Below are 1,831 nucleotides of genomic sequence, written 5' to 3'. Positions count from 1 at the left end.
ACGTCCGACGACGAGGTGCCCGGGGCCCGGCCGTGCCCGGCGCCGGTGCGCATCCTGCGGTCGACGACGAGGAAGCCGGCGACCACCAGGAACCCCGCCGCGCCGAGGGCGAGCGACGGACCGAGGTGCTCGCTGGGGGCCAGCAGGCCCCGGTCGTCGTCCTGCCACGGCCACAGTGCGCGCAGACTGCCCGCGAGCAGGCCCGTCAGCACCACCAGGGTGACGCGCTCCTTGTGTTCCAGCAGCCACTGCAGGCCCTTGACGATCGAGGCGAGCCCCAGCAGCGCCCCCAGCGCGAACAACCCGAGATAGCCGAGGTCACGGTCGTTGACGGCCCCGAGCGTCGTCTCGTAGAGCCCGATGGTGAGCAGGATGAACGACCCGGACAGCCCGGGCAGTACCAGCGCCGACACGGCGATCGCCGCCGAGAACAGCACGATCACCGGGTTCGTGCCGACATCACCGGGGGGAATGCTCACGATCAGGAAGGTCAGCACGGCGGCCGCAGCGCCGAGGCCCCAGTCGAACGGGCGCCACCGGGGTGGAGCATCCGCCGCCGCAGTGTCCCCCGCCGACGTGGGTGCGTGTGCCGCCAGCGAGAACGGCACCCACAGCGACGCCAGCACCAGACCGAAGAACAGCGCCCGCATCGGCACCGGGTGGTCGGCCATCAGCCCTTCCATCACCCCGGCGACCAGAACGACGGCCGCGAGCATCCCCACCAGCAGGGGCAGCACGACCCGCCAGTGGACCTGGCGGAACTCCTCGGCGGAGGAGGGGTGACCCCGTCGGGTCACCGCCTTGACGACCCCCGAGAGCAGATGGCCCGCCGAGGTGATCACGCTGTCGTAGACCCGCACCACCAGCGCCACGGTGCCGCCGCTGATCCCCGGCACGGTCTCGGCCATACCGATCAACGCGCCACGGACCACGTTCAGCGCCAGGGCGGGCCACGACACACGTGTGGCCGGACGAGGCGGGGACTTCGTCACGATCTGCTCCTCGGGTGTGCTCGCGCCCCGGTGCCCGGCCTCGCGGGCACGGTCCTTCCGGCGGGGCGGAAACCTGCGGTGAGTACGCGCGCACGTCGCGCGGCACGACCGCCATCGTGCCACGCGCGACATACCCGCCCCGACCGCCCGGTGCACCCCGGCCCGGGGGTTGCCGTGAAGGACCCCTTCCCCGCGTCACACGCCGTGAGGGCCCCCTTCCCTGCGGCACACGCAGCGAAGGGGGCCCTCACGGCACACACCACCCGACCCGGGCGGTGCGGCGTCACGCCGGTTCGGCGTTGACGATGATGTTGTCGGTGTAGCTGTGTTCGGCGTCGTCGAACACGCCGCCACAGGTGATCAGCCGCAGCTCCGGACCCTCGGTGTTGCCGTAGACGGCCTCGGTGGGGAACTGCTCCTTGGGCACCCGCTGCGAGTCGGTGACCGTGAACGTCAGCCGCCGGTCGTCACTGCGGTCGACCCGGATCTCGTCGCCGGGTTCCAGGCGGTGCAGGTCGTGGAAGATCCCCGGATCGCCGTAGCCGTCGACGTGGCCGAGCAGGATCGCGGGTCCGTCCTCGCCCGGGACCGGGGACAGGCGGTACCACGCCGCCTGCATCGGCTCCCGCGCCGAGGGCACGGCCATCTCGCCCTCCACGGTCACCGCCACCGTGATCAGGTCCGAGGCCGCGCCGATCGCGGGGATCTCCACCCGGGTGGGCCGCAGGTCGTCGTACGGCTTGGTCACCTCGACCGCCGACGCCGGGGGCGGATCCGACCGCGGGGCGCCGCCCGTGCCCGCACCGGACGACGAGCACCCGGCGGCGAGGGCCACCGCG

General features: G+C 72.9%; 2 protein-coding genes. Both read right to left on the bottom strand.

Features of this window, described 5'->3' with window-relative positions:
- Positions 1–992 (bottom strand): DUF368 domain-containing protein (locus ACTIR_RS0104970; protein WP_065388541.1); only part of this gene is annotated, 992 nt, incomplete at its 3' end.
- A 283-nt stretch (positions 993–1,275) separates the two neighbouring features.
- Positions 1,276–1,831: class F sortase (locus ACTIR_RS21790; protein ID WP_034238449.1), on the bottom strand; the 556-nt coding region annotated here is incomplete at its 5' end.

Source organism: Saccharomonospora iraqiensis subsp. iraqiensis (assembly GCF_000430445.1).
Classification (GTDB): Bacteria; Actinomycetota; Actinomycetes; order Mycobacteriales; family Pseudonocardiaceae; genus Saccharomonospora; species Saccharomonospora iraqiensis.
This window is presented reverse-complemented; position numbering and strand designations above follow the sequence as displayed.